The organism is Chryseoglobus sp. 28M-23, from assembly GCF_014789785.1.
GTDB classification, from domain to species: Bacteria; Actinomycetota; Actinomycetes; order Actinomycetales; family Microbacteriaceae; genus Microcella; species Microcella indica.
On record NZ_CP061846.1, the window covers coordinates 988,754 to 1,010,192 of the forward strand.

Below are 21,439 nucleotides of genomic sequence, written 5' to 3' on the forward strand. Positions count from 1 at the left end.
GTCGATGGCGCACCCCAGCAGGACCCACCCCGCGGGCTACTCCGCGCGTCGCATCGCCGCCTGCTTCACCGCCACGGTCGCCCTCGTCGCCGTGCTCGCGATCGACCACACCGCGGCGACCGTGCACGCCGCGCAGCCTCTCGGCTCTGCCCGCCTGAACGACGGCATGCCGCTCACGATCGCCCACCGCGGCGACCCGGCGAGCGCGCCGGAGAACACCCTGCCCGCGCTCGAGGCGGCGCTCGCGAGCGGAGCCGACATCGTCGAGCTCGACGTGCGCCTCACGCTCGACGGCCACGCCGTCATCGTGCACGACGAGCTGCTCGACCGCACGACGAACGGCGCGGGCTCCGTCGCCGAGCACACGCTCGCCGAACTGCGCGCCCTCGATGCGGGCACCTGGTACGGCAGCGCGTGGAGCGGCACGGGCATCCCGACCCTCGGCGAGTTCCTCCCGCTCCTGCAGCGCTCCGCCGCGCGTGCGCTCATCGAGCTCAAGGGAGTGTGGCCCGAGGAGGGCCTCGCGCCGCTCGCGGCGCAGATCTACCGGCACGGCGTGCAGGATCGCGTCGTGATCGGCAGCTTCGAGGAGGAGACGCTCCTGGAGCTCTGGCGCACGGCGCCCAGTCTGGCCCGGGCGGCGGTCGTAAGGAGACTTCCCGCCGACCCGGTGCGCTTCGCCGAGCGCGTGGGCGCCTCGACCGTCGTGACGAGCCTGCGCTCGTTCGAGGTCGAGCCGCACGCGGTCGACGCCCTGCACGACGCCGGCATCACGGTCGTCGTCTACACCCTCAACAACCCGCGGCTGTGGCAGCGCGCGATCGCGCTGGGAGTCGACGCCGTGGTCACGGATGCTCCGCGCCGGCATGCCCACTGGCAGCCCTCCCCGGCCGAGGCCTAAGCGCGCGGCACGGCGCGAGCGTCACCGCCGCGCGAGCAGCGCCCGGTACACCTCGATGCCGTCGAGGAAGGCGGTCACGCGCATCCTCTCGTCCTTCGCGTGGAGGCAGGCGCGCTCCTCGCCGCTCATGCGGAACGGCGCGAACCGGTACACGTGGTCGCTGACGGCCGTGAACCAGCGCGCGTCGCTCGCCTGCATCATGACGTAGGGCGTCACGAGCAGGCCGGGGTGCACGGCGCGGATCGCCGCGACGAGGTCGTCCCACGCCGCACCGCGGTCGGGGGAGACGGGGGAGGGCTCGCTCGCCTCGACCACGTCGATCTGCACGGCGTCGTCGTTGATCGCTCGGCGCACCTCCTCGACGGCCTCCTCGACGCTCGACCAGGGGGCGATGCGCATGTTGAGGGTCGCCTCGGCGAACTCGGCGAGGGCATTGTGGGCGTGCCCGGCGCGCAGCTCGGTGACGGCGCGCGTGGTGCGCGTGAGGGCGGCGGTCTCGGCGCCGCGACGCACGAACACGCGCGTAAGCAGGGGGGCGAGCACGTCGACGGCGCCGAACACGGCGCGCAGCGGCTGCCGAGCTCGTGCACCGAGCGCGCGGATCATGGTGCGCGTCGTCGTGCCCAGCCGGGCCCGCGACGGCCGTCGGTTCAGGCGCAGAATGGCGCGGGCCAGTCGCTCGGTCGCGGCGAACGCTGGCGGGCTCGCCGCATGGCCGCCGTGCTCGTCCACCCGTAAGCGCAGGGTCGTGACGCCCTTCTCGGTGACGCCGATCACGGCGTAGTCCTCGTCGACGCCGGGGAAGATCTCGCGCACGATCGCGCCACCCTCGTCGAGCACGAGGGAGGGCCGGATGCTCCGCTCCCGCAGCACGTCGACGATGCTGCGCGCCCCGGTGCCGAAGACCTCCTCGTCGTTGCCGAAGCACAGCAGCACGTCGCGCCGGGGCGTGTGCCCGGCGACGAGGAGGCGCTCGACGGCGCTGAGAATCGCGACGACGCAGCCCTTGTCGTCGAGCGTGCCGCGCCCCCACAGCACGGCCGCGTCGCCGGCGCCGACGATCTCGGCGGCGAACGGCGGATGCTGCCAGCCCTCGTCGGTCGCCGGCACGACGTCGTAGTGCGCCATGAGCACGGTGGGTTCGGCCGCGCCGGCTGGGTCGGTGCCGCGCCACCGGTAGAGCAGCGCGTAGCCGGGGTCTCCGCCGACGCGCTCGAGCTCGAGCGTCGCGTGCACGTGGGGGAAGAGCCCGGGCAGCGCGGCGATGAACTGCTCGAAGGGGGCTGGGTCGGTGCGCGGCCCCGGCCCGGTGGCGGGGCGGGAGATGGTGGGGATGCGCAGCAGCTGTCGCAGTGCCTCGAGAGCCTGGTCGTCGCTGAACCCGGCGGTGACCCCGGCGCTGACCCGGTCTGGGTACTCGTCGCGCGAACGGTTTGCGGATACGGTCGAAGCCATGCGCACCATCGTCGCACTCCTCTGCCTCGGAATCCTCACGCCGCTCGCGGCGGCCGGCCCCGCGCAGGCGGCGCCCCCGCCGCTGGGGAGCCCCGCGAGCACCGCAACGGCACCGCTCGCCGCGGTCGGCGGTGCGATGCTCCCGGCCGACGTCAACGACTTCGGGTTCGACAGCTTCGAGGCGCAGTACGTGCTCGGGCGGGACGACGACGGCCACTCGACGCTCACGACCACCGAGACGATCGTCGCCCGGTTCCCCGAGTTCGACCAGAACCGCGGCATCCGCCGCGCCATCCCGGCCACCTACCAGGGGCACACGACGAGCCTCGAGGTGGTCTCCGTCACCGACGAGTCGGGCGATCCGCGACCGTACAGCGTCGACGCCGATTCGGGCATCGTGACGGTCACCTCCGCCGTGCCGGAGGGCAGCTTCGTGCGCGGCGTGCAGACCTACGTCATCACGTACACGCAGCGTGACGTGGTCGACTACTTCACGACCACGACGGCCGAGGAGTTCTACTGGAACATCAACGGCACCGACTGGCCGCAGCCCTTCGGCGTCGTGCGCGGCACCCTGCTGCTGGAGGACGGCCTCGATGGTGCTCTCATCGAGGGCCAGCTCGCGTGCTACCAGGGCTACGGCGGGTCGCGCGACACGTGCTCGATCACCGCCGAGGGCGACACGATCGTGGCGGAGGGGCGCGACCTGCTGCCGTTCCAGAACGTGACGCTCGCGGTCGCCTTCGAGCCGGGCACGTTCACGCTCTTCGACGATTCGCCGCTCGCCTCGCCGTGGGCGTGGGTGCAGTTCGCGGGCGTGGCCATCGCCCTGGTGACGGCGATCGCGGCGATCATCCTGCGGCGCACCCGCTTTCGGGATGCTCCGGGCCGACCCGTGATCGTGCCCGAGTACCTCCCGCCGAAGGGAGTGTCGCTGCTCGACGCCGCGGTCCTCACGCACCGCAAGTCGCGCGGCGTCGCCTCGCAACTCGTCGACTTCGCGGTGCGCGGCGTCATCACGATCATGGAGGTCGACAAGGGCGGCCTCTTCAAGCGTCAGCAGTGGCGATTGCGGCTCGAGTCGTCTCTCGGCGTGGAGGGGGAGGAGCGTCGGCTGCTCACCTACTTCTTCGGCGGCGGGCTCGTCGGCGGCACCGAGCACACCCTGAAGGCGCAGAACACGACGCTCAGCACGAAGATTCAGAAGCAGCTCGCGCGCGTCGCGAAGTCGGTGCTGTCGCGCGGCTGGAGGCGGAGCATCCCGGCCAAGTACTCGTTCGGGCTCTCGTCTCTCACGGCAGGGGCGAGCGTGCTGTCGTTCATCGGCGCGGTCTCGCTCGACGACGAGGGGCGCGCCGGTCTCGTGACGTTCGCGCTCATCCTCGTGCCGATGCTGTGCTTCTTCATCGTCGGCGGCAATCTGTGGAAGCAGCCGCTCACTGCGGAGGGTGCCGAGATCGTCGACCACCTGAAGGGTCTCGACGACTACCTGGAGCTCGCCGAGGCCGACCGCATGCGCGTGCTGCAGTCGCCCGAGGGGGCGCTGCGCGAACCCGTGAACGCGGCAGACAGCGGCGAGCGGCTCAAGCTCTACGAGCGCCTGCTGCCGTGGGCGGTGCTCGGCAAGCACGAGAAGGAGTGGGCCGAGGTCATCGGCGAGTACTACGGCGAAGGCCAGCAGCCCGGCTGGTACTCGAGCTCGCGCTCGTTCAGCGTGGGTGCCTTCGCGGCGGGGGTGTCGTCGGTGAGCACGACCCTGTCGTCGAGCTACTCGGGCTCGAGCTCGAGCGGCGGTTCGGGCGGCGGCGGGTCGTCCGGCGGTGGCGGTGGCGGCGGAGGCGGCGGCGGGGTGTAAACTCTTCCTCACGGCATTCCGCTCACCGGTCGTTCCTCGATCGGGTCAGGGCCTCGGAGTGCTGCATCACGTTCGGCGGTACCGCAGCTCGAGTAGGCGGTATCGCGCAGTCACCGTTCGGCTGGCACGCACGCCGTGCTCCAGTCTTGTCGAGGAGGGGCATGGCCCGGACCGGCCAGCGTCAGAGGAAGAGCTCGTCCAAGTCGAGCGGCAACGGCTCGCGCCGTCGCCGCCCGCTCGATGAGCAGGGGATCATCCCGATTCTCGCCCGCGCCGTGCGCGAGGTCGAGAACGCCGCCGAGCGCGGCAAGGCGAGCCCCTCGAACCGCACGAAGTTCCAGGTCGCGGCGCTGCTCGTGCGCGAGGAGCGGGCCCGCGTCAAGCAGGACTCGGAGGTCGGCGACAGCGAGCGCGCAGAGGTTCTCAAGCGCCTCGACGGGCTCGCGAGCATCATGGCGAAGACCGCCGCCCGCGACACCTCGCTCATCGCGCTGCTCGCTCCCGAGGCGAAGGTCTCCGATGCCGCGAGGGCGCTGCGACGCGACATGCTTCTCGCGTCGGGTGCCGAGCTGGAGCCGGATGACCTGCTCATCGTGAGCGAGCCCACGCCCGTCACGGCCGAGGTGGCGAAGCAGGTCGTGCCCCCGAGCGTCAAGCAGGCGCAGCTCGCGAACCCCTTCCTCGCCCCCGATCTGAGCGCGCTCTCGGCGGCGGCGTCGTCGACGGGCTCGCGCCTGTCGAATTGGGAGCTCATCGACCCGCTGTTCCGCTCGTTCGAGTACGGCGCGGGCGGTCAGGCCGCGTCGATGACGCTGCCCGAGGCCGGCTCGCTCGTCACCCCCGGCGGCATGGAGCTCATGCGCCACCAGGCCCGCCTCATCGAGGCGGTGCGTGGCGGTCACCGCACCTTCCTGCTCGCCGACGAGCCCGGTCTCGGCAAGACGGCGCAGGCGCTCATGGCGGCCAACGTCGCCGGCGCCTTCCCGCTCCTCGTGGTCGTGCCGAACGTCGTCAAGACGAACTGGGCGCGCGAGGTGCAGCGCTGGATCCCGCAGCGCACCGCGACGGTCGTGCACGGCGACGGCGACGACCTCGACGCGTTCAGCGACGTCGTGATCGTCAACTACGAGATCCTCGACCGTCACGTGGGCTGGCTCGGCCGGTTCGGCTTCAAGGGCATGGTCGTCGACGAGGCGCACTTCATCAAGAACGCGACATCGCAGCGCACGCGCCACGTGCAGTCCCTTGCGGCGGCTCTGCGCGTGCTGCACCCGAAGGCGCTCATGATGGCGCTCACCGGCACTCCGCTCATCAACCAGATCGAAGACTTCCGCATGATCTGGAAGTTCCTCGGCTGGATCGACGACAAGAAGCCCACGGGCCGCCTCATGGCCGCCCTCGAGGAGACCGAGCTGACGCCCGCCGACCCCGGCTTCTTCGCAGCCGCTCGCCAGTGCGTCATCGACATGGGCATCGTGCGCCGCAAGAAGGTAGACGTCGCCTCCGACATCCCCGCCCGTCGCATCGCCGACATCCCCGTCGAGCTCGACGACGAGTTCGGCCGCTCGATCCGGGCCTCCGAGGCAGCGCTGCTCGCGCGCCTCGTCGACCGGTACCGGCGCGTCGTCGCGGCGCGCGAGGTGCCGCCGATCGGCATCGACCACGATCTTGTGCGCCTCGTCGCGCACGCCGAGCTCGAGGAGTCGAAGGGCGCCTCGAACGGCGACAACGTGTTCACGATGGTGCGCCAGATCGGTACGGCGAAGGCAGTGCTCGCGGCGGACTACACGGCGCAGCTGGCGCGCAACGTGGGCAAGGTCGTGTTCTTCGCCAAGCACATCGACGTCATGGACGCGGCCGAGCGGCACTTCGCCTCGGTCGGCATGCGCTCGGTGAGCATTCGCGGCGACCAGAGCCCGAAGGCGCGCCAGGAGGCGATCGACGGGTTCACGAACGACCCGGATGTGAGCGTCATCGTGTGCTCGCTCTCGGCCGCGGGCGTGGGCATCAACCTGCAGGCGGCGTCGAACGTCGTCCTCGCGGAGCTGTCGTGGACCTCGGCAGAGCAGACGCAGGCGATCGACCGCGTGCACCGCATCGGTCAGGAGCTGCCCGTCACGGCATGGCGCATCCTCGCCGCGCAGACGATCGACCTGCGCATCGCCGACCTCATCGACGCCAAGGCGGGCCTCGCGGCGCGCGCGCTCGACGGCTCCGATGTCGAGGTCACAGCGGAGGGCACCGTGCAGGTGCAGGCGCTCAGCCAGATGCTCGCCGAGGAGCTCGAGAAGACCCTCTAGCGCGCGCCTTGCCCGCGTCGCCCCCTGTCACCCGGGTATCCAGTCACGCCGTTTGTGACGACTCACGCCGAACGTTTCGCGTGATGTGTCACGAATGGAGTGACTCGGGCGAGATCGTGCGTCAGCGACGAGCGGCGAGCCGCTCTTCGGAGACGAGGTAGCGGATGCCCGCGAGCGGGATCGGCAGCCAGGCCGGGCGGTTGCGCGCCTCGTACATGGCCTCGTAGACGGCCTTGTCGAGCTCGAAGGCGTCGAGCAGCTGCCGGTGCGCGCGCAGGTCGACCTCGCTCTCGGCGATGTACCCGTCGAGGAACCCCGCGCGAGCGGAACGCGCCCACTCGGGGTCGACCGCGTCGCGCGCGGCCTCGTCGGCCGCCGTGTTGCGGCGCGCGCCCACGACGTAGTCGAACGAGCGCAGCATGCCCGCGACGTCGCGCAGGGGGGAGTCGGCGCGCGTGCGCTCCGAGAGGGGCCGAAGCGGCTCGCCCTCGAAGTCGACGAGCAGCCACTCGCCGCTCGGCCGTCGCAGCACCTGCCCGAGGTGGTAGTCGCCGTGGATGCGCTGCAGCTTCGGCCACGGCGCGTCCTGCGCCGAGTCGTACACGGCCTCGATCGCGGGCCGCAGGGCACGCAGCTCGGGCACGTCGGAGGTCGCGATCGCGAGGCGCTGGTGCCACCCCGCGACGAAGCCGACGATGTCGCCGAGCGTCGCCTCGCGCGTCGGCAGGCACGCCGCGAGACCCGTGTGCACCTCCGCGGTCGTGCGGCCGAGGCGCTCGGCGTGCGCGGTGAAGTCGTCGCGGTCGGCCGACGACTGCAGGGCGATCTGCCAGCCGTCCTGCACGCCCGGGATGAACTCCTGCGCGAACGCGAGGTGGCCGACCGACCGCTCCTCCTGCTCGTAGGGGTCGTGCCAGGTGCCGGACAGGTAGCCGAGCATCCGCGGAACCGAGCGGTAGCCGGCGCTCGTGAGAGCGGTCTGCAACGTGACATCCGGGTTCTCGCCCGTGTGCACGAGGCGGAAGATCTTGGCGACGACCGCGGCCTCCGAGCCCTGGTCGTAGATGATCGACGTGTTCGACTGCTCGCCGCCGTGCACGCGCGACCGCGTGTCGGCGCGGGTCACCGACAGGCGGTGCAGCAGCTCGGTCGTGTAGAGCGGGTCGAAGGCGCCGTCGAAGAGGTAGCGGTCGTCATCGGTGCGCCCGATGAGGTACGGGCCCGCGCCCTTCGGAATGGTCGAGCGCTCGACCATCGGCACGTGATAGAGCGAGGGCGGATTGTTGGCGAGGTCGCGCACGAGGAGCACGATGATGCGGGCGTCCTCATCATCGGAGGCCTGGGACGTGGCAGGTGCTGCGGGCTCGCTCGACGGGTCGCCGTCGTGCGGCGTCACTGCGCGTGCCTGCCATTCCTCACGGAAGACCTCGACGAGCTGCGGGATGCGCCCTTTGCCGGCGTACCACCGCTGTCGCGTCATCCAGTCGGTGAGGCACTCCGTCGTGCTGTCCATGCGACCCACCGTACAAGCCCCGCCTAGGAGAGTCGTGCGTGGAGGTACCCGTTCCAGGCGGCACTCAGGCTCGCGTCGATCGGCCGCTCGACGCCATCGACCGCGCGGATCGGCGTCACGTGCCGCACGCTGGAGACGATCCAGGCCGCGTCGGCGGCGTGCAGGTCGTCGGGTGTGAGCGGTTCCATGACCGCCTGCAGGCCCCACTCGGGTGCCGCGGCGAAGAGGTCGCCCTGCGTCGTGCCGGGCAGAATGCCGAAGTCGACTGGCGGGGTCGAGAGGGTGTCGCCGCGCCGCAGCACGACGGTCGAGTTGGGCCCTTCGAGCAGGAAGCCGTCGGTCGAGACGAACACGACGTCGTCGGCCCCGCGCCGCTGCGCCTCCCGCACGGCGGCGCGGTTCACCGCGTAGGAGAGGGTCTTGGCCCCCGCGAGCAGCCAGGGGCTGGTCTGCGCGACGTCGCTGCGCAGCCCGCGGTCGAGCAGGGCGACGCGCAGGCCCTCCGTGCGCTCGCGCCGGTAGTCGGGCGAGGGGCGGCCCTGCGCCCAGCCGGTGAGCATGTCGTGCCCTTCGATGCCGCGCGTGAGGATCGTGCGCACCCACGCCTCCTCGTGGTCGGCGAGGCGCTGGCCGATCTCGAGCACCGCGTCGCGCCAGACTCCCAGGTCGGGCTGAGGCAGGTCGAGCATGCGCGCCGAGCGGGCGAAGCGCTCCAGGTGCGCGTCGAGCGCCTGCACGTGGCCGCGGCCGATGCTGTAGGTCTCGAAGATGCCGTCACCGCGCGTCACCCCGAGATCGTGAATGTTCAGGTGAGGATGCTCGGCATCGGCCTCCACGAAGCCCGTCGCCGCACCGGAGCCGTCGTGGGTGATGAGCAGGAGCGGGTGCGTCGAGCTCGAGGTCGGGAGTGGGCTCGAGGGCAGTGTCGCGCCGTGGGTCATGCCCTCGATGATGGCAGGTGGATGGGCCCTGTGCCGCGGCGACCGTGGCTCACCTCGCGCACTCCGCGCGTGTGCACTCGGTTGATGGTCACCGCGATGATCGCGAGCACGATGATGGCGGCGGCGATCGCGACGACGTAGGTGACCACGCCGAGAACGCCCATGGGTCCGTCCGGGTTGAGGAACGGGTAGGGGTACCAGCCGTCGAGGAACTCGATGCGCAGCAGCGTCACGGCGACCCAGATGAGCGGGTAGCTCACGGCCAGCCACAGCGTCGACCACCCGATGCGCACGCGGCCGGGCGTCAGCAGCCAGTCGAGCGCGAAGTAGATCGGCACCCACACGTGCAGGGCCTGGTTGGCCCACACCGGCCCCACGTAGCCGTCGGCGTTGACGACATCGCGCAGCAGCAGGTTGTAGACGGCGCCCGTCACGAGCGCGTACGTGAACGCGGAGGCGCGGATCGCCGTGTAGAGGCGCGTATCGCGTTCCATCGCGAAGGCGAGCACGCCGCCCGCGATGAGGACGACGATGTTGATCATCGCGGTCTGAATCGTGAAGTAGGCGAAGTACTCGGTCGGCTCGAAACGACCGAACTCGAGCTGGTCGGTGATCTGGGTGATGAGCGCGACCAGAACGAGCAGACCGACGACGATGCTGATGACACCCGCGATGTGGCGGAGGGTGTGGAGTCGGGCTGAAGCTGCGGTCTCGCCGAGGGGGGACGACGGAGTCACCTGCTCGACGTTACCAACCCGTGACCAGGTATATCCAGATGCATGGGGTGACAATTCGGGGTACATACCGACCTGTCTGCGTGTCGGGATGCTCAGGTACGGGTCGATAGCCTGGCGGGATGACTTCTTCCGCATCCCATGATTTCGGCCCTCTCGTGCTGGGCGGCAACGTCTTCGGGTGGACGGCCGACGAGTCGGCGAGCTTCGCGGTGCTCGACGCGTTCGTCGAGGCGGGCGGCACGGCCATCGACACGGCCGACTCGTACTCGATCTGGGTGGACGGGCACGTCGGCGGGGAGTCGGAGCGCGTCATCGGCGCCTGGTTGAGCGCGCGCCCCGGCATGCGCGAGCGGGTCAGCATCGCGACCAAGGTGTTCGCCAAGCCCGACCGGCCCGGGCTCGCGCCGGCGAACGTGCGCGCGGCGCTGAACGAGTCGCTCGAGCGCCTGCAGACCGACTACGTGGACCTGTACTACGCCCACCGCGACGACCCCGAGGTGCCGCAGGATGACGTCGTCATGACCTTCGGCGAGCTCGTCGCGGAGGGCCTCGTGAGCCGCATCGGCGCGAGCAACTTCTCGGCCGATCGCCTGCACTCCGCGGTCGATGTGGCCAAGGCGCACGGCGTGGAGCCCTTCACCGTCTCGCAGGACGGCTACAGCCTCGTGCACCGCGATATCGAGTCGGGTCTCGTGCCGACCCTGAAGCAGCTCGACATCATCGAGCTGCCCTATGGCGCGCTGCAGGGCGGGTTTCTCACCGGCAAGTACCGGGCGGGTGCGACGGTCGACTCGCCGAGCGCCGGCGCTGCCTCACGGCTGCTCGAGACGCCGCGCAACGTCGAACTGCTCGACGCGCTCGAATCGGTCGCGTCGGACCGCGGCGTGAGCATGGCGGCCGTCGCTCTCGCCTGGCTGCGGCAGCAGCGACGCGTGGCCGCCCCGATCGCGAGCGCGCGCAGCGTCGAGCAGCTGCAGAGCCTCATCGAGTCCTTCGATCTCGTCCTGAGCGAGGACGAGCTCGCGCGCCTGGCCTAGCCAGGCTGGCGCCTCGCCGGCTCGTCTGCTCGGCTACTCCGCGGGGTCGGCGGGGTCGGCGAGGCCGAGCACGTCGAGCATCCACGCGAGCTCGATGGCGCGCTGCGCCCACGCCGCGTATCGGCCGCTCACGCCGCCATGGCCTGCCTCCATCTCGCAGCGCAGGAGCGCATCCGCCCCCACCTCGCGCAGGCGGGCCACCCACTTCGCCGGCTCGACGTACAGCACGCGCGTGTCGTTGAGCGAGGTGACGGCGAGGATGCGCGGGTACCGCTGCTCGGTCACGTTCTCGTAGGGCGAGTAAGCCTTCATGTACTCGTACACCTCGGGATCCTCGAGCGGGTTGCCCCACTCGTCCCACTCGATGACGGTGAGCGGCAGCTCGGGCATGAGGATGCTCGTGAGCGGGTCCACGAAGGGAACGTCGGCGAGTATGCCGGCGAAGAGGTCGCCCGCAAGGTTCGCGACCGCGCCCATGAGGAGGCCGCCAGCGCTGCCGCCTTCGGCGACGAGACGCTCGGGCACCGTCACGCCCGAGTCGACGAGGTGCTGTGCGCACGCGACGAAGTCGGTGAAGGTGTTCGTCTTGGACGTCGTCTTGCCCTGCTCGTACCAGGCGCGGCCCAGCTCGCCGCCGCCGCGCACGTGCGCGATCGCGAACACGACGCCGCGGTCCAGGAGCGACAGGCGGGGGATCGAGAAGCCAGGGTCCATGCTCGCCTCGTAGGAGCCGTAGCCGTACAGCAGCACCGGGGCGGGTTCGACGCTCACCTCGGCGCGAGACGACCCGGCGGCCGAATCGACGTCGAGGGCGGGGACGAGACCGCGCTTCCACACGAGCGAGATCGGCACGAGCGTGCCGTCGTCGGCGCGCGCCCAGTCGCGGCGCTCCTCGTACTCCTCCGTCGCGAAGTCACCCAGCACGGGCTGCCGCTTGAGCACCGTGATCGCTCCGGTTGCCACGTCGAGCTGGCCGATGGTCGTCGGCTCGATGAAGCTCACCCAGCCGATGCGCAGCGTCGGCTGGTGCCATTCCGGGTTGCCGCGGGTGCCGACACTCGCGAGCGCGTCGGGGCCGCCGTGCACGGGCACGACGAGCTCGTCCCAGTGCAGCTGCTCGGCCAGCGAGCGGTGCGGCTGCACGTCGGCGAGGCGCGCGATCGCGGTGCGCGGCAACCCCTCGCGGCGGTAGTCGAGGGTGAGGAACGCCGCGTAGGCGTCGACGCCCTCGACCCGGCGACCCGGCTCGTGCGGGATGAGCGTCTCGGGCTCGCTGAGCGGAGCATCCACGGGTACGGAGACGACCGTGAAGTCGGGCGCCTCGCGGTTGTGGGTGATGAGCCAGCGGTCCTCCCCGCCGATCACCGCGTGGTCGAGGTCGTACTCGACGCCGTGCTCGCGCGCCCACACGACGGTGAACTCGCCGGTGGGGTCGGCGGCGTCGAGCACGCGCGCCTCGCTCGTGATGCTGCTCGAGGCCTCGATGACGAGCCAGCGCTTCGAGCGGGAGCGCCCTGCGCCCACCCAGTAGCCGTCGTCCGGTTCGTGGAAGACGCTCACGTCGTCGGCGGTCGGCGTGCCGACCTCGTGCCGCCACACGGTGTCGGGGCGCCAGGACTCGTCGACGGTCGAGTAGAAGACGTAACGCCCGCTGGGGTCGAAGAAGGCGCCGGCCGCGGTGCCGGGAATCTCGTCGGCGAGCTGCTCGCCGGTCGCCAAGTCGCGGATGCGCAGCGTGTACCGCTCGTCGCCGATCGTGTCGACGCCGAACAGCAGCATCGTGCCGTCGTCGCTCACGTCGAAGGAGCCCAACGAGAAGAAGTCGTGCCCCTGGGCCTCCACGTTCGCGTCGAGCAGGAGCTGCTCGCCCTCGCGCGGCTGGGAGGGGTCGTCGAGGGGCGGTGGGGGAGTCCACACTGCCGGGTCGAGCGGGTTGGCGGGGTCGATCGGGGCGGCGGGCACGCGGCACTGCAGCCCGTACTGCTGACCCTCGATGGTGCGCCCGTAGTACCACCAGTCGCCGTCCCGCACGGGGATGCCCATGTCGGTCTCCTGCGTGCGCGACCGGATCTCCTCCACGATGCGGTCGCGCAGCGGGCCGAGGTGCCGCATGCGCTCGTCGGCGTAGGCGTTCTCGGCGTCGAGGTGGGCGATCACCTCGGGGCTGTCCTTCTCGCGCAACCACTCGTAGTGGTCGAGGAACACATCGCCGTGGTGGCGGCGCTCGTGCGGCTTGCGGGCGGCGGTAGGCGGGGTCGGTGCTGGGGAGGTACTCATCGTCTCCAGCGTAGGCTGGTGAGGAGATGTCTGAGTCCCCACTTGCCGCCGGTCCGTACGAGGTGCTGGGTGTGAGCCCGACGGCGAGCGATGACGAGCTGAAGAGGGCGTACCGAGCGCGGCTGCGTGCCGCGCATCCGGATACCGGGGGGTCGGCAGCGGAGTTCGATCGCGTGCAGCAGGCCTGGCAGCGCGTCGGCACGCCCGCGGCACGGCGCGCCTACGATGTCGGCGCCGATAGCGGCGCCGGTGCGCCCGGGTCGACGTGGGCGCAGTCGACGTCTGGCGGCGGCATGCGGCGCGGCGATACCCGCCCGAGCGCGAAAGCGCACGGCCACCCCGGTGGCTGGTACCGCGAGCAGTTCTTGGATCTCATGAACGAGTGGATCGGCCGCGGCGACGGCGAGGTCGACCCGTTCGACCCGCAGCTGGTGCGGCGCGCACCCCGCGAGATTCGCCACCTGCTGGCGGCGGCGATCGCGGAAGAGAAGTCGGCGACGGCGCTCACGACGCTCGGCATGGGCTTCACGATCTGGCACGACGTGCTGGCGGGCCCGACGCGCGACGACAAGCTCGACCACATCGTGCTGGGCCCGACGGGCCTGTGGGCGGTGCTGAGCGAGGACTGGGGCGAGCCGGTGCGCATCAAGCGCGGCGAACTCATCGGCGAGGGTCTCGGGTCGGAGGAACGCCCCCTGCACCTGCTCGCGCAGCGCGCGAAAGTCGTCGCGCGAGCGGCGAAGGTCAAGTTCTCGGCGTTCGTGATCGTGGTCGATGATGCTCAGGCTCCTGCCTCCCTCACCGAGCTGCGATCCATCCGCGGGGCGCAGGGCCTGCTCGTGCAGCGGTCGCGCCTCGTGAACCTCATCCGCACAGGCCTGCCGGGTGTCGGCGTGGGCGGCACCGACCTGTTCGAGGTGCGCACGCGCCTGCAGCAGACCGTGCGCTTCGTGTAGCGGGGCACGCGCCCGGCGCGCAACCCCCTTTCGCGCGGTGCCGCCACGCGGCACGGTGGTGTTATGCCTCGTTCTCGCGCGCCCTCCAGTCCCGCTCGCGCCGCCGACGCCCCCGTCGCTCGCAGCGCCGTCCAGCGCGCCGCGGCGAGGGCCGGCTCGCCGAGCCTGATCGCCGAGCCTGGTCGTCGTCGCCTCGTGCTGCCGGCGTGGGTGGGGCGCGCCGACCGCGCGATCGTCAAGCGCCTGAACCGCGGCGCGTACCACCCGCGGGTCGATGGCGGCCTACGCGCCCTGTCTCGAGCAGCCGACCGCGGGCTCCTGTGGTTCGGCATCGCGTTCTCCCTCGCGGCGGCGGGGCGCTGGCGCGCCGGGATTCGCGGGGTCGGCAGTCTGCTCACGGCGAGCGCGGTCGCGAACCTCATCGGCAAGCGGCTGTTCGGCGGGCAGCGCCCCGACCACACGCTGTTGCCGGCGGCGCGGCGCATCCGTCGCCTGCCGTCGTCGCCGTCGTTCCCCTCCGGCCACTCGGCGAGCGCTGCGGCGTTCGCGGCGGGGGTCGCGATCGAGCGCCCGGTGGCGGGCGCGGTCATCGCCCCGGTGGCGGCGGCGGTGGCCTATTCGCGCGTGCACACGGGGGCGCACTGGCCCTCCGACGTGGTGGGCGGCACGCTCATCGGTCTGGGTGCGGCGGGAGCCTCGGCGGCGGTCGCGCGGTCGGCACGGTCGGGTCGGCGCGCTGTCGGGTCGGCGGCCCCGAGCATCCCGTTGCCCGCTCTGCCGCAGGGGCGCGGTCTCATCGTCATCGTGAACCCGGCGGCGGGGCTCGGCGGCGATGCTGGGCGCGAGATCGAGCGCCGGCTGCCGCGTGCCCACGTCGTGCGCACGACGCCCGACAGTGATGTGGCGGCGCTCGCGCGACGCGCGCTAAGGCGTCGGGGCTGGTCGCACGCCGTGCACGCGCTCGGGGTGGCGGGCGGTGACGGCACGGTGTCGGCGGTCGCGCAGGTGGCGCGCGAGCACGGTCTGCCGCTCGCGGTGTTTCCGGCGGGCACGCGCAATGCGTTCGCCCGCACCGCGGGCGTGGCCTCCATCGCGGTTGCTGCGCACGCGATCGTCGAGGGTGCGGGCCTGCTGAACGATGTCGCCGAGGTGCGCATCGGGGGTGGCCCGTGGTCGACGGCGCTCAACACGGTGTCGCTAGGGGTGTATCCGCAGCTCGTGGAGGAGCGCTCGCGTCTGGCGAAGCGGGTGGGCAAGCCGCTGGGGGCGGTGCTCGCGGTGCGGCGGGTGCTGCGCCGGTCGACGCCGTTCACGGTTTCGGTGAACGGTGAGGCGGCGCGCGTGTGGTCGGTGTTCGTGGGGGTGAACGACTACGGCACGCTCGAGCAGGGGCCGCTGTGGCGCGGCCGGCTCGACGATGGCGCGCTCGACGTGCGCATCCTGCACGCGGGGCGGCGGCCGCGGATGGCCATGCAGTCGTTCCACGCCGACGAGGTGCGTATGGCGTTGCACGACCGGTCGACGAAGCCGGGCTTCGCGTGCGACGGCGAGGCCTCCGTCGAGCAGCTCGCCGGTGTCGTGGAGGTCGCCATGCGGCCGGGCGGTCTGCGGGTGTACGCGCCGAGTGCGCCCTGACCGCGCGCTGCGGGGCGGGCGGCGCCCTCGGGTGGGCGCGGTAGCCTGGAGTGACGGGCCGCGGCATTCGCGCCGGCCCGGTAGAGGAGTGCAGTGCCTGAGGAGTGCGTCCACGGTTTCGAGCCCGGCATGTGCGCAACGTGCTATCCGCCGCCCGAGCCGCAGAAGCCGCTCGTGAGTCGTCGGTCGCCGCGCACGGCGGCCAAGAGTCTGCGCAGTCCGGCGCCGGGGGCGACGGGCAAGGCGGCGGAGGTGCGGCCGCCGAACCTTCCGCACCGCATGTTCCACGTCACGCACGTGTCGAACCTGCCGGCGATTCTGGAGGCGGGTGAGCTGCGGCCGTCGTCGGCCGCGTCGCCGGCGCTCAAGCTGGCGAGTGCGATCACGGATGAACTGCGGTCGACCGCGCCGGTCGACGACTCGGTATCGGTGGCGGACTGCGTGCCGTTCTCGTTGAGCCCGCTCGCGACCTGGTGGGGTGAGGTGCAGGACGGCGCTGCGGGCCCGACGTGGAGTAATGAGGCGCGGGCCGCATCCACGGTCGATTTCGTCGTTCTGGGCGTCGACCTGTCGTCGGTCGATGATGACCTGGTGGTCTCTGACGGTGATGCGGCTGCGGTGGTGACGTCGCTGGCGCGGTCGCCGGAGGATCGTAAGCGGATGCTCGCCCGCGCGGCCTCGGATGCCGCAGTCTTGCAGGCAGCGGAGGCGCTCGTGCCCGGCACGGTGCCGCTGTCGTCGGTGGCACTCGTCGCCGTGGCGAATGACCCGCGCCGCGATGAGGTGCGCGCGCTGCTGAAGTCGGCGGGGGTGTCGATCAAGGTCGCCGTGTACCCGCCGTGGTTCGTGCCGGTCGTCGCCGAGTAGGTCGCGCAGCACCGCCAGTTTCCTGACAATTGCTTGCGCCTGGGCGCGCTCTTGGGGAAAGTATGTCGTGTACGCAAAGCGACATGTCTGTACTCGGGAGGGTGACTGATGACGGTGAAGGACGTTTCTGAGCGGCTGGTGCCTGGCTTCGTGCCGCTCATGGTGGGGGCGCTCGTGGTCGCCCTGGCGGGATGCGCCGGCGGTGCGGGTGAGGCTGAGGCTCCGGCTGCGGGCGAGGAGGTCGAGGCGCCGGCCGAGGCTGACGGCGGCGAGTCGGAATCGTCTGACGGTGATGCTGAGGCCGGCGCTGGTGCCGATCTGGGCACGATCACGGTGGGCACGACGAGCTACAGCGTGATCGAGGCCGTGAACTGCGAGCCGGTGCAGTCGAACGAGCTCACGACCGAGGTCTTCAACTCGATCGCGGTCGCACAGTCTGCGGAGGGTGAGGACGTGCTGTTCTTCGCGTACACGCAGGAGCAGTCGGGTGCGCGGGCGAACTTCATCGACTATCAGGGGCCGGAGGGCACATGGTCGACGCAAGAGGGCAACGCGACGTTCACCTACGACGGCGGCGTGCTGTCGGGAGCGAGCGCCCTCGTCAACGATGACCTCTCGGAGTCGATCATGATCCAGTTCACCTTCGATCTGCCGGAGGAGCTCGTCAGCTGCTAGTGGTCGGCCGCCGGGGCGCGCTTACCGGGGCAGCACTGGTCTGCACTCACGCCGAGCAGTAGCTCTAGGCCTGACGGCGCGGCAGCAGCTCCACCGAGGTGGGCGGGTCTGCTCCGACTCGGCCGACGGTGATCTCGGCGGTGCGCTGCGCCCACGAGCCGGCGCGGCGCAGGGTGTGCGGGGCGAGCGTGCTCAGGGTGTCGCGCCCGGTGGCGCGGAAGAGTCCGACGACGTCGAGCCCGGCGATGAGGCCGGCCATGAACGCGTCGCCGCCGCCGATCGTGTCCACAACGGCCGGGTGGTGGCCAGGTATGTGCAGCCTGCTCTGCGCGGTAGCCATGTCGATGCCGTGCTCGGCGCGGGTGATGACGACGAGCGAGGTGCCGGCGGCGAGCCAGCGCGCGATGGTCGACTCGATCATGGCTTCGCGCACCTCGTCGGCGATGTCTGCCGGGTCGGCGACAAGTTCGGGGTGCAGGTAGGCGAGGTCTTCGTCGCTCGCTTTGACGATGTCGCTGAGCGCGGCGTGCCGGTCGACGCGTGCGCGGGCGGCGTCGCGGTCGGGCTCGATGCGCGGGCGGATGTTGGGGTCGTAGGTGACGAGGGCGTCGCCACGGTACCGGGCGACGAGCTCGTCGACTTGGTCGGCGCCGGGCTGCAGGGCCGAGCCGAGTGAGCCGAAGTGCACGACGTCGGGCACTCCTGCGGGAGTGTCGGTGTGGTCGAGCATCCACGTGAGGTCGAAGTCGTAGCTGGGTGTTCCTCGGTCGTCGAGCGTGGCCGTGGCCGTGCAGGTGCGGCCGGCGCGCCGTGGCGTGTACACGTCGACGCCTTCGTGCACGAGTCGGCGCTCGATGGTGTCGGCGTGCCGGTCGGCGCCGAGCGACGTGATGAAGGCGACGTCGATGCCTTGGCGGGCGAGGCCGATGCTGAGGTTCATGGGGCTGCCGCCGGGCACCTCGGTGCGCGTCTCGCCGTCGAGGATGATGTCGATGAGCGATTCGCCGAGCACGAGCGCGCGCGTCGCCCTCCGTCGTTCTTCGGTCATCAGAGCCCCCTCACGTGCTGGCGCATCCCCGAGCGCCGTTGACTTCCACCGTATCCGGGTATTCGTAGCCGTGCTTCGACTCGGAGTGACGTTGTCGGGGCAGTCCGCCGATGGCTACACGCTGAAGGCGTGGAAACGCTCGGCGAGGTGCTCGCGGTCGGGCGCGTCGTCGCGTCGCGACGGTAGCTCGAGTCGCTTGCCGTCCATCGCCTGCAGCCCGTACTGCAGCATGGGCCCGTCGCGGTCGGCGAGCAGTCGCTCGTTGATGTGCACGGTGTAGTCGGGGCTGACGCCGAGGAAGTTCTGGTCGTAGGCGCGGTGGTGGATCGTGCACATCGCCATGCCGTTCGTGACCACCGGAAGGCCGCGCTCGTCGCTGTCGGGCAGGATGTGCGCAGCATCCAGAAGCTCGGCGTATGTGAGGGTGCAGATGGCGCACCGCTTGCCGTACGCGCTGAGGACGCGCGCGCGGAACACGGGCTGGTGCACGCGCTGCCGCACGAGGCGCTCGACGTAGCGCTTGTCGAGGGTCGTGGTCGGGGATGCTCGCACTCCGCTGTCGTCGAGGTCGATGACGAACTGCCGCTGGTCGGGCAGCACGTCGATACTGCATCGCCTAAGGCGCGAGCACCCCGATGCCGGGCACGTAGACGTTGGCGAGTGGCTTCTCGAAGAGGATGATCGGCGCCTGCTGCTCGAAGGCGAGGTTGAGCTTGCGGTTGTCGCCGGCGTGCAGTGGGCCCTGGGCCCACGAGTAGAAGAGCAGCCCGCGCTCGCGGTCGATGGCGTCGTCGTAGACGTTGTAGCGGCCCTTGTCGGAGGCGGAGACGATCGAGAGCGTGGCGTCGAACTCGGCGGGGTTGCGGATGCCCTTGTTGCGGTCGATGACGGGCATGCGCATGCCGCTGCGCAGAGTGAAGGTCGTGAGCTCGTCGCGGCTGGCGAACCCGCCGCGCGACGCGATGAAGAGCTCGAGGTCGGCGAAGATCTCGAGGCGCAGGAGTGCTTGCTCTTCGCTCGACAGCATGACTGCTCCTCACCTCGTTGGCAGGCAGCCTATTCGTTCCACACCTTGTCCAGAGCTTGGGTGGCTGTCGGAGGTCGGTGATCTACTCTGATGTGATCAAGGAGGTCACTGTGGGCAGAATCGAAACACCGACGCGCGAGTCGCTCGAATCTGAGCGTCTCGCCATTGTGCAGTCGGTTGGGCGCGACGAGGTTTCGTTGCGTGCGGATGCTCAGCGGGGTCTTCTGATCGGCGACGAATGGCACGCCCTAGAACGCCTTGACGCCATCGGCTTCTTGTTGGGTGAGGCAGAGACACCCTTCGAGTAGTGGCGAGCAGTCTCGAATCGAAGGTCGTGGCATTCGCTCGCGAGCTGAGCGAGACCTTCACTGGCACGCTTCCCGGTACCCCTGGGTTCGATGCCGAGGCAACGGTGCATGGTGACCGCTACTTTGTGCGACCTACGACCGAAGACGGGTCGACAGCGCTCATTCCCTTGCACGTCGATGGCTCACTGCTTGCCACGATGAGCGCGCAGATCTATCTCGAGGCTGACTCGTCCGGCGCGTACCTCAAGAACGTCCGTTCTGAGTTCGCCGCATACTCCGTGCTTGACCGGCAGCCGCTCTTTCGTCTCGACTACCGCACCGACATGCACTCGGTTCCTTCTGCGCACTGGCAGTTTCACGCCGAGCGGGGGTCACTCACTCACTTGCTGACGTTGGCGCAGCGGAATTTGTCAAGGTGAATGAGGCCAGCGGGTCTTTAGGCGGCTAGTTTCGGTGCGGGTTCCTCTCCGGCTTCTTGTTCGGTTGGCTTGTTGATCCAGGTCGTGCCGGGCAGGGCGAGGATTTTCGGGTCAAGGTTGCTGCTGAAGCGTTCTGGGTTCTGCGCGCGAGCGAGGGCGAGGGTCGCTGACCGTTCGGCGGCTTTGGCTGCGGCGAGGCCGTAGTGGACGTCGGCGGGGGTGTTCAGCCCGATGCCGATGTGCCGGTGAGTGTGGTTGTAGCCCTCGACGAACTCGGCCATGAAGGCCCGGGCTTGACCGACGGATTCGAAGCGTTCGGGGAACACGGGCGCGAATTTGAGGGTCTTGAACCAGCTCTCGCTGTAAGGGTTGTCGTTACTCACCCGGGGTCTCGAGTGCGACTTCGTGACCTCCAGATCCGACAACAACGCCGCGACGGTCTTCGAGGTCATAGAGGTTCCCCGGTCGGCGTGGACGACCTGTGGGGTGCCGTGGATCTTGAACGTCTCTGTCATCATCTCGACCGCGAGGATCGCCGATTCGGAGGTGTGGACGTAGGCGCCGACGACATAGCGGGAGAAAATGTCGATCATGACGTAGCAGTCGTAATACTTGCCCTTGATCGGGCCCGGCAGTTTCGTGATGTCCCACGAATACACCTGACCGGGCGCGGTCGCGACCAGCTCGGGGACCGCCCGGGCCGGGTGCCTAGCCAACCGGCGGCGCTCCTTCACCTGCGCGTTCTCGGTCAGAACCCGGTAAATCGTGGAGATCGAGCCGAGATAGATGCCCTCATCGAGAAGCTGAGCGAAAATCTGGATCGGTGGCAGGTCCACGAACCTGGGCGAGTTCACCACCGACAGGATTCGGGCACGCTCGAGAACGGAGAGCTTATTCGCCGGCGTGACGCGCACCCGAGGCAGAGCCACAGGCGGTGATTTGCGGGTCGCAGTCGCCCGCGACACCCCGGTCAGCCGTGCTGCGGTCCGGGTCGAGGTGCCCGACCCGGTCAACTCGACGTAGGCGGTCATCAGGAGCTCGTGTGCGGGGGTTCGTCCCGCGAGCTCTTGGACAAATTCTCCAAGAGCTCGTGCGCTTTTCCCATGATGGTCAGAGCAACTTCCGTCGTCGCGAGACGCTGTTCAGCTTGGTCGAGTTGGCGCCGTAACCGGGCGATCTCGGCCTGCTCCGCGGTCAGCCGGCCGATCTTCTCACCGGGCTTCTTCCCGGCCAGGACTCCGGCGTCGCGGAGCTTGCGCCACTCGGTGACCTGCGACGAGTAGATACCCTGCTCACGCAGATACGCCCCTCCCTGGTTGCGGAGGATCGCGTCCTCGTAGGCCGCGAGGTGGTCAAGTTTTTGCGCCGGGGTGAACGAACGCCGCGACGCCGGACCCCCAGCTCGGGGCCCGGGACTTTCGTTGGTCATGAGGCTATCGTCGCGCACGGCGATCAAAGACGGACTGGACATGATGGTTGAATTCCTGG

Annotated in this window: 19 protein-coding genes; 10 read left to right on the forward strand and 9 right to left on the reverse strand. The window is 70.3% G+C overall.

Annotated elements, in window-relative coordinates:
- Nucleotides 1-4: 4 nt before the first annotated feature.
- Nucleotides 5-901 carry a glycerophosphodiester phosphodiesterase gene (locus IE160_RS04830; protein ID WP_191151794.1) on the forward strand — a complete coding sequence of 299 codons (897 nt, stop codon included), beginning with the start codon at nt 5-7 and terminating at the stop codon, nt 899-901.
- Nucleotides 902-922: 21 nt separating this feature from the next.
- On the opposite strand, the gene IE160_RS04835 is transcribed toward IE160_RS04830, so the two are convergent.
- Nucleotides 923-2,356, reverse strand: a complete 1,434-nt coding sequence (locus tag IE160_RS04835; RefSeq protein WP_191151795.1) for a M20/M25/M40 family metallo-hydrolase — start codon at nt 2,354-2,356, stop codon at nt 923-925.
- Between IE160_RS04835 and IE160_RS04840 the strand changes: the two genes are divergently transcribed.
- The gene (locus IE160_RS04840; RefSeq protein WP_191151796.1) at nt 2,355-4,211 is read left to right on the forward strand and encodes a DUF2207 domain-containing protein; all 1,857 of its coding nucleotides are present in this window, start codon (nt 2,355-2,357) and stop codon (nt 4,209-4,211) included. The two genes, IE160_RS04835 and IE160_RS04840, sit on opposite strands and share 2 nt — an antisense overlap.
- Before the next feature lie 161 nt (nt 4,212-4,372).
- Nucleotides 4,373-6,511, forward strand: coding sequence for a DEAD/DEAH box helicase (locus IE160_RS04845; protein ID WP_191151797.1), 2,139 nt, complete (start codon nt 4,373-4,375; stop codon nt 6,509-6,511).
- 121 nt (nt 6,512-6,632) lie between these two features.
- Here IE160_RS04845 and IE160_RS04850 read toward each other — a convergent pair whose 3' ends face one another.
- The 3 genes from IE160_RS04850 to IE160_RS04860 are packed head-to-tail and all read right to left on the reverse strand — an operon-like array spanning nt 6,633 to nt 9,702.
- Entirely contained in the window at nt 6,633-8,024 is a 1,392-nt protein-coding gene (locus IE160_RS04850; RefSeq protein ID WP_191151798.1) for a maltokinase N-terminal cap-like domain-containing protein, read from the reverse strand.
- A gap of 23 nt (nt 8,025-8,047) precedes the next feature.
- Nucleotides 8,048-8,965, reverse strand: coding sequence for an aminotransferase class IV (locus IE160_RS04855; protein ID WP_191151799.1), 918 nt, complete (start codon nt 8,963-8,965; stop codon nt 8,048-8,050).
- A complete protein-coding gene (locus IE160_RS04860) occupies nt 8,962-9,702 on the reverse strand; it encodes a Pr6Pr family membrane protein (protein WP_191151800.1) in 741 nt (246 codons plus the stop codon). The genes IE160_RS04855 and IE160_RS04860 overlap by 4 nt, the downstream gene beginning before the upstream one ends.
- A 119-nt stretch (nt 9,703-9,821) precedes the next feature.
- Here IE160_RS04860 and IE160_RS04865 point away from each other — a divergent pair, with 119 nt between their 5' ends.
- Nucleotides 9,822-10,739, forward strand: a complete 918-nt coding sequence (locus IE160_RS04865) for an aldo/keto reductase (RefSeq protein WP_191151801.1) — start codon at nt 9,822-9,824, stop codon at nt 10,737-10,739.
- Between the two features lie 33 nt (nt 10,740-10,772).
- Here IE160_RS04865 and IE160_RS04870 read toward each other — a convergent pair whose 3' ends face one another.
- A complete protein-coding gene (locus tag IE160_RS04870) occupies nt 10,773-13,016 on the reverse strand; it encodes a S9 family peptidase (protein WP_191151802.1) in 2,244 nt (747 codons plus the stop codon).
- Between the two features lie 26 nt (nt 13,017-13,042).
- Between IE160_RS04870 and IE160_RS04875 the strand changes: the two genes are divergently transcribed.
- From IE160_RS04875 to IE160_RS04890, 4 genes are all read left to right on the forward strand, one after another.
- Nucleotides 13,043-13,972, forward strand: a complete 930-nt coding sequence (locus tag IE160_RS04875; RefSeq protein ID WP_191151803.1) for a J domain-containing protein — start codon at nt 13,043-13,045, stop codon at nt 13,970-13,972.
- 63 nt (nt 13,973-14,035) lie between these two features.
- The gene (locus IE160_RS04880) at nt 14,036-15,607 is read left to right on the forward strand and encodes a bifunctional phosphatase PAP2/diacylglycerol kinase family protein (protein WP_191151804.1); all 1,572 of its coding nucleotides are present in this window, start codon (nt 14,036-14,038) and stop codon (nt 15,605-15,607) included.
- 174 nt (nt 15,608-15,781) lie between these two features.
- Nucleotides 15,782-16,474, forward strand: a complete 693-nt coding sequence (locus tag IE160_RS04885; protein WP_191151805.1) for a DarT ssDNA thymidine ADP-ribosyltransferase family protein — start codon at nt 15,782-15,784, stop codon at nt 16,472-16,474.
- Nucleotides 16,475-16,582: 108 nt separating this feature from the next.
- Nucleotides 16,583-17,149 carry a hypothetical protein gene (locus IE160_RS04890; protein WP_191151806.1) on the forward strand — a complete coding sequence of 189 codons (567 nt, stop codon included), beginning with the start codon at nt 16,583-16,585 and terminating at the stop codon, nt 17,147-17,149.
- 64 nt (nt 17,150-17,213) lie between these two features.
- Here IE160_RS04890 and IE160_RS04895 read toward each other — a convergent pair whose 3' ends face one another.
- From IE160_RS04895 to IE160_RS04905, 3 genes are all read right to left on the reverse strand, one after another.
- Complete coding sequence (locus IE160_RS04895) at nt 17,214-18,197, reverse strand: carbohydrate kinase family protein (RefSeq protein WP_191151807.1); 984 nt, start codon at nt 18,195-18,197, stop codon at nt 17,214-17,216.
- A gap of 114 nt (nt 18,198-18,311) precedes the next feature.
- Nucleotides 18,312-18,797, reverse strand: a complete 486-nt coding sequence (locus tag IE160_RS04900; protein WP_191151808.1) for an HNH endonuclease — start codon at nt 18,795-18,797, stop codon at nt 18,312-18,314.
- Between the two features lie 16 nt (nt 18,798-18,813).
- A complete protein-coding gene (locus IE160_RS04905; RefSeq protein ID WP_152583126.1) occupies nt 18,814-19,224 on the reverse strand; it encodes a hypothetical protein in 411 nt (136 codons plus the stop codon).
- A gap of 110 nt (nt 19,225-19,334) precedes the next feature.
- Between IE160_RS04905 and IE160_RS04910 the strand changes: the two genes are divergently transcribed.
- Together IE160_RS04910 and IE160_RS04915 are read left to right on the forward strand one after the other, a co-directional pair.
- On the forward strand, nt 19,335-19,532 hold the full coding sequence (locus IE160_RS04910; protein WP_152583125.1) for a hypothetical protein: 198 nt from the start codon (nt 19,335-19,337) through the stop codon (nt 19,530-19,532).
- On the forward strand, nt 19,532-19,951 hold the full coding sequence (locus tag IE160_RS04915; protein ID WP_191151809.1) for a hypothetical protein: 420 nt from the start codon (nt 19,532-19,534) through the stop codon (nt 19,949-19,951). Before IE160_RS04910 ends, IE160_RS04915 begins: the two co-directional genes overlap by 1 nt.
- A 17-nt stretch (nt 19,952-19,968) precedes the next feature.
- Here the strand turns inward: IE160_RS04915 and IE160_RS04920 are convergent.
- A protein-coding gene (locus tag IE160_RS04920) for an IS3 family transposase (protein WP_191151980.1) occupies nt 19,969-21,380 on the reverse strand; the annotation gives its coding sequence in 2 pieces (ribosomal slippage) (nt 19,969-21,044 and nt 21,044-21,380; 1,413 coding nt in all).
- Nucleotides 21,381-21,439: the final 59 nt, after the last annotated feature.

Bases quoted from the DNA above. Each gene is read 5' to 3' on its own strand.
- IE160_RS04830 (WP_191151794.1), top strand. From the start codon at position 5: ATGGCGCACCCCAGCAGGACCCACCCCGCGGGCTACTCCGCGCGTCGC.
- IE160_RS04840 (WP_191151796.1), top strand. From the start codon at position 2,355: ATGCGCACCATCGTCGCACTCCTCTGCCTCGGAATCCTCACGCCGCTC.
- IE160_RS04835 (WP_191151795.1), bottom strand. From the start codon at position 2,356: ATGGCTTCGACCGTATCCGCAAACCGTTCGCGCGACGAGTACCCAGAC.
- IE160_RS04845 (WP_191151797.1), top strand. From the start codon at position 4,373: ATGGCCCGGACCGGCCAGCGTCAGAGGAAGAGCTCGTCCAAGTCGAGC.
- IE160_RS04850 (WP_191151798.1), bottom strand. From the start codon at position 8,024: ATGGACAGCACGACGGAGTGCCTCACCGACTGGATGACGCGACAGCGG.
- IE160_RS04855 (WP_191151799.1), bottom strand. From the start codon at position 8,965: ATGACCCACGGCGCGACACTGCCCTCGAGCCCACTCCCGACCTCGAGC.
- IE160_RS04865 (WP_191151801.1), top strand. From the start codon at position 9,822: ATGACTTCTTCCGCATCCCATGATTTCGGCCCTCTCGTGCTGGGCGGC.
- IE160_RS04870 (WP_191151802.1), bottom strand. From the start codon at position 13,016: ATGAGTACCTCCCCAGCACCGACCCCGCCTACCGCCGCCCGCAAGCCG.
- IE160_RS04875 (WP_191151803.1), top strand. From the start codon at position 13,043: ATGTCTGAGTCCCCACTTGCCGCCGGTCCGTACGAGGTGCTGGGTGTG.
- IE160_RS04880 (WP_191151804.1), top strand. From the start codon at position 14,036: ATGCCTCGTTCTCGCGCGCCCTCCAGTCCCGCTCGCGCCGCCGACGCC.
- IE160_RS04890 (WP_191151806.1), top strand. From the start codon at position 16,583: ATGACGGTGAAGGACGTTTCTGAGCGGCTGGTGCCTGGCTTCGTGCCG.
- IE160_RS04895 (WP_191151807.1), bottom strand. From the start codon at position 18,197: ATGACCGAAGAACGACGGAGGGCGACGCGCGCGCTCGTGCTCGGCGAA.
- IE160_RS04905 (WP_152583126.1), bottom strand. From the start codon at position 19,224: ATGCTGTCGAGCGAAGAGCAAGCACTCCTGCGCCTCGAGATCTTCGCC.